Below are 6,897 nucleotides of genomic sequence, written 5' to 3'. Positions count from 1 at the left end.
AACACAGTACGCGAGTAATGAAAGAGGTTATCGGAATGGAAAGCGGAAAAGTTCTGGCCGTCAACTCGATGGCTCGCATTGAGCATGTGGAGATCGCTTCGACGAATCTCAGTCACGGTTTTGAGAAATTTGCGCAGCATCTCAAGCAAAACGGCCTATCTTGGCCGCAAGTCCTCGCCTCGGCTTTCACCGCCGGAAAAACGCGCATCATGATGACTTGCGAGTCGGAATCGCTCGACACTCTGCTGCGCACGCTGGAAAGGAGCAAGGACTTGCGCAAAGAGCGTGAGACTTTAAGTTCGGTGAGCCTTACTTGCTTCGGCGGCGTTTCTTCAGACTTGCCATTTCAGGCGATACAAATTCTGCAATCCCGCGGGATTGTTGTTGAAAAATACGTTCTATCACCACATTCGATAAATTTGTTCGTTCCTGTGGAGACCCGCGAGGCCGCGGTCACGGCCTTACATTCGCTGATCTAACAACCTCTTCGAGAAGATGTCACGAAATCGCGTAAGGGGAGGGATGGTCAAGAGGGGCGGGTCGCTAGCTCGATGCGGCGACAACGAGAATTCTTAATCTTGGCGATACGCGCCCGTCCGCCATCATTGGTGTCAATTCATTAAAGTCGCGAGGCGATGATTATGCCGGGCACCATTGGTTGGCTACTTCGCGAGGGCGAACGAATCATTGCTTGCAACACAGGCTTATTAGGTCACAAGCACCTTTTAATCGGCATCACCCGCGTTCGTAACGAAGCGCTTATTCTCAGAGACACACTGGACTACGTCGGCAAGCACGTCGATGCGATAGTCGCTTATGATGACGCGAGCACGGATCGTACGCTGGAGATTCTATGCGAACACCCAAAAGTCGCTCTGATCGTGACAAATCGGTCGTGGGAAGCGGAGGTCGAGGCACGCCGGATTGCCGAGGGGCGGCATCGCGGCCTCTTGTTGCAGACGGCGCGCGAACATTTGCAGTTCGACTGGGTGTTTTGCTTCGATGCGGATGAGCGCGTTACCGGAGATTTACGCGGATTCATAGAAGGAACGCATTCCAGCGAGTGCGACGGCGTGCGGGTTCAACTGTTCGACGCCTATATGACTCCTGGGGATCATGCACCCTATCAGGCCGATTGCGAACTGTTGGACTTTCGTCGTTTCTTCGGTCCGGAACGGCGAGACATTCTGATGTTGTGGCGAAACCGGTTGGAGGTCACCTTCGCAGAGCACCATGCGCGCGAGCCGGGTGGCGTTGAACGCGTGGCGACTGGCCTCTATTGCCAACACTACGGCAAATCGTTGTCGGTCGACCATTGGGAAGAGACCTGCGACTACTACATGCGACACTTTCCGTTCGATACCTACGGACGAAAATGGCGCGAGCGCAAAGGTCGAGCAATCCACACCCAATCGGACTTCATGCGGCCGTTGTACGAGTGGGGTGACAGGCTCTTCGCGAATGCGATCAAGATGTGATTGTCCGAAAACTGAGCCGCCCCCGTGCCAATGCGGCCGCTTCGAAGTCGGCTTCGTTGGTCTGGACGCGTTTTGGTCTGCGTTCGGTCGTGTTCGTTGTGTTCTGGTGAGATCGTTTCTGGTGCGAAACTGGTGCGGTAGATGGTCTGAGATTTTCGTGCCTGACGTGCTGTTTCGCAACGCCTCCCGAAGATAGTTCGTGACCAGCGCGCCAAACAAGTCGCGCCCAACAAGCCGTGCCGCCCCGCGCGGTCGACGAACCTCACTCCGGGGATGAAGCCGGCTCTGACGGTTCCAAATTAGGAACCTGACAGGCGCTGAGCGCAAGAATCCCGGGAAGTGTGAGGCGGCTCACACCCCCACGTCAGGCTTCGCGCTAATCAGATCGCTGCGGGGATTTCTGGCGGACAGGAGATTTCGCATGAAGCCTTTGATCATTTGTTCCATCGCCGCTGTTGGTCTGCTTGCTGCTGTGACCGGCATCCCGCGATCACACTCGATCGCAACGGTCGGGCGCGCCGGAACATCAAGCACGTCGACATTGCAGGGCATGCAAAGCGGTCGAAGCGCAGACAAGCTGCCGGTCGACGATTTTGACGATCGGTCATTGGTCTTTCCGCGGGATTCCAAGCGCTAAAGCATGATCCGGAGAAGTGCGCAGCGGTTTTCCGAAAAGATCATGCTCAAACAACAACCTAAAGCGCGATGACGATTCATCCCAATCTCATCGCGCTTTAGGCAGAAGGCCGCGCAGCCGACCGTTCAGCCAGGGCTCGCAAATAGATGCGCTTGAGCCTGCGAGGTCGAACGAAAGCGTGGTCGAGAGGCGGGGCTACGGGCCCAGGAAAGCGGGCGGAATCGGGTAGTCGTTCCCCAAAAGGCCGAGCAATTCCAGTTCGCCTCGATGAGCGTCCAGTTCCAGAATGGCCAAGAGAAGCATCAGCACGGCCGCGGTATAGATGAGGAACGGTGACGTTTCAGCGGGCTCATCGTCATGGTGTGGCGGTATCGCATCGCGAAGTGATCGCCACAACGAAATGAAATGCAGATACGTTTTAGGTCGTATTTGCATGACGTCGTCCTCGACGTGTCAGATCAAGCATAGGTTCAGGCTATGCCCGGTTCAAGCCGACAACAGCCGTTGCGGCATTGAGTAGCGGAGCCATGCCCGTCCTGCGGTGCAGCATGGAAACCGGATAACGGCTTCAATCATTGACGAGACCGAGCGAGTGCACGTACGCCGTGTCAACACCGACGACATGCCCGAACGACCTGTAAGCCGCAGATGAATTGGGTCCCACGTCTCAGCACCAGTCTCTGCATCGTTGCCGCTCTGTTGGCGATGCATTCAGCGCCGGCGCCAGCGCAATTGACAGGTCACGGTGGGCCCGTGCGGGCGATTGCGATTTCCAGTGATGGCAACAATGTTCTGTCGGGCAGCTTCGACACCGCCGCCATCCGATGGTCGTTCAAGACCGAATCCGCCGAGCAGGTCCTTCGCTTTCACTCCGATGCGGTGAACGCGGTGGCCTTCCTGAAGGATGGGCGGATGGTGACTGCCGGAGCGGATGCGAAGGTAGCGATCTGGACGCCTGGCCGGCAGCAGCCGGATCAGGTTTTCGAGGGCCATGGCGCGCCGATCGCTTCACTTGCAGTCTCGCCGGATGGCGCAAGAGTGGCTTCTGCCTCCTGGGACCATACAGTTCGTATCTGGTCGCTCGGCGATGGCGCGCAGCAGGTGCTGGAAGGGCATGCGCAGAACGTCAACGGCGTCGCATTCACGCCGGATGGACGATCGCTGGTGAGCGTGGGTTACGATCGTGAACTGAGGATCTGGCCATTGGCGGGTGGCACCCCTAATGTCATCACGCTGGGCTCACCCCTTAATGCCGTGGCAGTCGCGCCTGACGGCGAGATCGTAACGGGTGGTGCTGATGGCAAGCTACGCTTTCTGATGTCGGAGGGCCGGGAAAGCGGCGAGGTGCAAGCTGGCCAGACGCCGATTGTCGCGTTGTCGATCTCTCCAGACGGCACGTCGGTCGCTGCTGCAGGAATTGGCGGTGTCGTGACGGTCATCGACCGAAAGGCGCGAAGCATCGCGCGAAGCCTGGTCGATACAGATTCGCCCGTGTGGTCGGTCGCTTTCCTGCCGGACAACGCAACATTGCTGACGGGCGGCGTCGACGGCAGGATCCGGCGCTGGAACGCGCTGACCGGCGCCCCCATCGGCTCATCGTTGCAAGCTACGCCGCACGATCCGCTTGCAGCCTATACGGGAGATCACGGGGCCGAGGTGTTCAGGGCGTGCGTTGCCTGTCATACCCTGTCCGAGCAGGACGCGCAGCGCGCCGGCCCCACGCTTGCGGGCTTATACGGCCGCAGGATCGCGTCGCTGCCTGGTTATCGCTTCTCCGACGCGCTCAAAGCGATGGACATCGTGTGGACGCCCGAGACCGTGTCAAAATTGTTCGAACTCGGTCCGAACGCCTATACGCCTGGCACAAAAATGCCGGAGCAGCGGATTGGATCCGCGAAGGATCGCAAGGCGCTTACGGATTTCCTGGCGCGCGCCACCGCCAAGTAGCTAACGCTTGGTCTCACGCTCACGGAGATAATCATCGGTCGTGCGAGGCGAAGCGCGTTCGGGCACGCCGGCGAACGGGTCGAACTGTTGTTCACTCATGGCGGTGACGCGGCAGTCCGCGCACATTCTGACCACGTCCAGCCGCTTGTCGCCCGCGGGATACATCCAGTGTCGGCCCTCGAGTTTCGCAGCGATCTTCTCGATCGTGCTCTTTACCCCAAAGGGCTTATTGCAGCGGATGCAAAGCGCCGGCTCCTCCTCCTTGATGATCCGTGCCGGAGCCCTTGCGGCCCGGAAATCGATCTGYGGCTTCAGAGTGATCACCTTTTCCGGGCAGGTGCTCTGGCATAATCCGCACTGCACGCAGGCATCTTCGACGAATTTAAGCACGGGACGTTCGGGATCGTCGCGGAGAGCCCCGGTGGGACAGGCCGACACGCAGGCCAGGCACAAAGTGCATCCGTCCGTATTGACGGTAACCGTACCAAGCGGCGCGCCCTGGGACAGCGCAATGACGTCGGTCGGCACAGGCGCAACGCGGTGCAGTTCGTGAAGAGCGAAGCGAAGCAGGTCGCGCCGCTTGCCTACCGTCTTGAAGGTTGCGGGACGCTCCACGGCCGGCGCGGGTTCAATCGACCGCAGCACTTCGCCCAGCACGTCCGGGTCGTCCGTTTCGATAGTCGCAACCCGGCGCCCCGAAAAACCTAATCCGGAAACAATGGCATCAGCCATCGTTATGGTTTGAGAAAGCCCGGAGATGTCGTGCAGAGGTCTTGCGCGGAGGAGAAAGCGTATCCCCGCTGCGCCATAGGCGARGGATGCCACGACCGCTTCCAATCCAACCTGTGTCACCTCGTTGACGGGGAACGGCAGCACATTGGCGGGAAGCCCGTCGCCGTGGCGGGCGAGCGCATCGATCAGCGTGCTGCCATGTTGGGTGTCGTGCAGCAGCACGACCGCACCGGAGCCGCCGGCTTCGCGGTAGGTCAAAAGCATTGCGCGCAATTTGTGCAGCAGCGCATCGGGCGGCGGAAGGGCATAGGTTGCTGCACCCGTCGGACAGGCCGCGGCGCACTGGCCGCATCCGGCGCAGACCTCGGCGTTGATCTTGACGTGATCGCCATGTGGCGTGATCGCTCCGGTCGGGCAGAGATCGAGACAGCGATGGCAACCCGTCAGCCTCGAGCGCGAATGGACGCAGATCTCTGCGGTGAAATTGACGTATTTCGGCTTGTCGAAGTTGCCGACGAGGTCGCGTGCCCTGAGCACGGCACGCAGCATCGCGGCCGGGTCCCGCGGATCCGCGCGGAGATAGCCGTCGCGCAAGTCATGCGCGGGAAAAAGCGGTTTCCCGCCGGAGAGATCAAGGACGATGTCGCAGCGCGAAGTCAGGCCGTCGCACGGATCCTCGAAGACGAGCGTATCGCGCGAGGAGGGGCGGGGGGCCGCATAGTCGTCGACCGTCAACTCGAAGGCCCCCAAATGGCCCTTGGCGTTACGGATCGTTCCTTGGACGATCGGAAAGGATGTCGTCGCCGGCGGCATAATCTGTGACGGCTTTGTGATCATGATCGTCACGTCGAGATGATCGGCAAGCAATCGACCAGCTTCGACCGCAAGTTCGTCGCGGCCATAGATCAAGATCACCCCTTCGCTCGATAGGGTGACAAACGGAAAAGCAGGCGCAGCCTCGGACACAGCGGCGAGCAGTGCTGCCATTTTTGGGCCTGCCTTGGTTCCCTCCACCGACCAGCCGGCCGTCTCGCGAAGGTTGATGAAATCCAGTTTCCCCGAACGCCCCTTCGCCTCGTCGCTAAACAGTGGGGCCTCCTGGGTGCAGCCGACGATGAGCGGTCCTTCCGCCTTCGCCGCGTTGCGAAAATGATCGAGCTCGGCCCTGCAGAGCTGGCGGAACTCGGCGATTTCGCTCTTGCGGCATCCTCGCTTCACGGCGGCCGTATCGAGGCGCATCGTGTCTTCGCACGAGCAGATCAGGATCGTGTTCGGCGGATCAGGCATGCGCAGCCCTTCACCTCCTGAAGAGGTCCGGGAACGATGGCGAGCGGACTCGCGTCGCCCCTCCTGGTCGATTAAGTTATTCTCACAAGAGAAGAAAAGAAAGCTGGAGGTCCGCCTGACACCGACAGCCCCTGGGCACTCATCGGTCACGGAGCCAATCAATCTGCCTCCGCCATTCACGCTGGTGAGGCTGCGCGAAAGTCGTGACTCTTTCGCCCATGCCATGCATATCGCCGAAGAGAGTGGGGCAGGTACGCTGACCTACGTGGGGCGGTTCGATCTTGCCGAGTTCGCAGTCGTGCTTGAACCTGGCGAGCCCTTGCGTACCGCGCGCCGCGCTTTCTATGCGGGGATGGTGGCGCTGACCGACGCCTTGCGCGCGTATGCGCCGCCGAACAAGGAGATCGCATCGACTGGCCGGACGCGATCCGTGTTGACGGCGGCCTCGTTGGTGGCGGGCGGCTCGGCTGGCCTTCGTCCGCAAAGGAGGACGAGCCGCCGCGCTGGCTGGTGTTCGGTGCCATGATCCGGACGGTTGCGATGAGCGACAGGGAAGCTGGCGTTTATCCGCTCGCTTCCGCCCTGGATCAGGAGGGTTTTGGTGAGGCCGGCGCGATTCAGGTCACGGAGAGCTTTGTGCGGCATCTGATGCGCGCTCTCGACGCCTGGCAAGCCGATGGATTCGACGGCATCGCACGCGAGTTTCTAAGTCGGTTGCCGCGTGCGCGGCAAACCACATATGTGATCGCTGACAACGGTGATCTTATTGCCCGCCGGATTGGGACAAACAGGACCGATCGGCACGACCTGAAGAAG

The 6,897-nt window shown here is 60.2% G+C and carries 5 protein-coding genes and 2 pseudogenes; 5 read left to right on the top strand and 2 right to left on the bottom strand.

The window, feature by feature from the left end; genetic code table 11:
- The 3 genes and pseudogenes from AC1DW2_RS43195 to AC1DW2_RS43185 form a co-directional block, all read left to right on the top strand.
- A pseudogene (locus AC1DW2_RS43195) lies at nucleotides 1-479 on the top strand (aspartate kinase); the annotation flags it as partial.
- 162 nt (nucleotides 480-641) lie between these two features.
- Nucleotides 642-1,478: a glycosyltransferase family 2 protein gene (locus AC1DW2_RS43190; protein WP_166082199.1), complete on the top strand. Its 837-nt coding sequence runs from the start codon at nucleotides 642-644 to the stop codon at nucleotides 1,476-1,478.
- Between the two features lie 421 nt (nucleotides 1,479-1,899).
- Nucleotides 1,900-2,115 carry a hypothetical protein gene (locus AC1DW2_RS43185; protein ID WP_477009146.1) on the top strand — a complete coding sequence of 72 codons (216 nt, stop codon included), beginning with the start codon at nucleotides 1,900-1,902 and terminating at the stop codon, nucleotides 2,113-2,115.
- A gap of 195 nt (nucleotides 2,116-2,310) precedes the next feature.
- Here the strand turns inward: AC1DW2_RS43185 and AC1DW2_RS43180 are convergent, their stop codons facing one another.
- Nucleotides 2,311-2,550 (bottom strand): hypothetical protein, encoded by a 240-nt coding sequence (locus tag AC1DW2_RS43180; RefSeq protein ID WP_247316533.1) that lies wholly within the window; start codon nucleotides 2,548-2,550, stop codon nucleotides 2,311-2,313.
- Nucleotides 2,551-2,763: 213 nt separating this feature from the next.
- Here AC1DW2_RS43180 and AC1DW2_RS43175 point away from each other — a divergent pair, with 213 nt between their 5' ends.
- Nucleotides 2,764-4,062, top strand: coding sequence for a c-type cytochrome (locus AC1DW2_RS43175; protein ID WP_477009145.1), 1,299 nt, complete (start codon nucleotides 2,764-2,766; stop codon nucleotides 4,060-4,062).
- Here the strand turns inward: AC1DW2_RS43175 and AC1DW2_RS43170 are convergent, their stop codons facing one another.
- Complete coding sequence (locus AC1DW2_RS43170) at nucleotides 4,063-6,033, bottom strand: 4Fe-4S binding protein (protein ID WP_477009147.1); 1,971 nt, start codon at nucleotides 6,031-6,033, stop codon at nucleotides 4,063-4,065.
- Nucleotides 6,034-6,079: 46 nt separating this feature from the next.
- Here AC1DW2_RS43170 and AC1DW2_RS43165 point away from each other — a divergent pair.
- Nucleotides 6,080-6,897: pseudogene (locus AC1DW2_RS43165) on the top strand (biotin/lipoate--protein ligase family protein); the annotation flags it as partial.

Source organism: Bradyrhizobium sp. P3_C3 (assembly GCF_056402655.1).
The sequence above is the reverse complement of the archived record's forward strand: the minus strand, read 5'-3'. Positions and strand labels throughout refer to the sequence as shown.

What these genes read in the sequence shown, in the direction of transcription:
- AC1DW2_RS43190 (WP_166082199.1), top strand. Translation starts at nt 642, where the DNA reads ATGCCGGGCACCATTGGTTGGCTACTTCGCGAGGGCGAACGAATCATT.
- AC1DW2_RS43185 (WP_477009146.1), top strand. Translation starts at nt 1,900, where the DNA reads ATGAAGCCTTTGATCATTTGTTCCATCGCCGCTGTTGGTCTGCTTGCT.
- AC1DW2_RS43180 (WP_247316533.1), bottom strand. Translation starts at nt 2,550, where the DNA reads ATGCAAATACGACCTAAAACGTATCTGCATTTCATTTCGTTGTGGCGA.
- AC1DW2_RS43175 (WP_477009145.1), top strand. Translation starts at nt 2,764, where the DNA reads ATGAATTGGGTCCCACGTCTCAGCACCAGTCTCTGCATCGTTGCCGCT.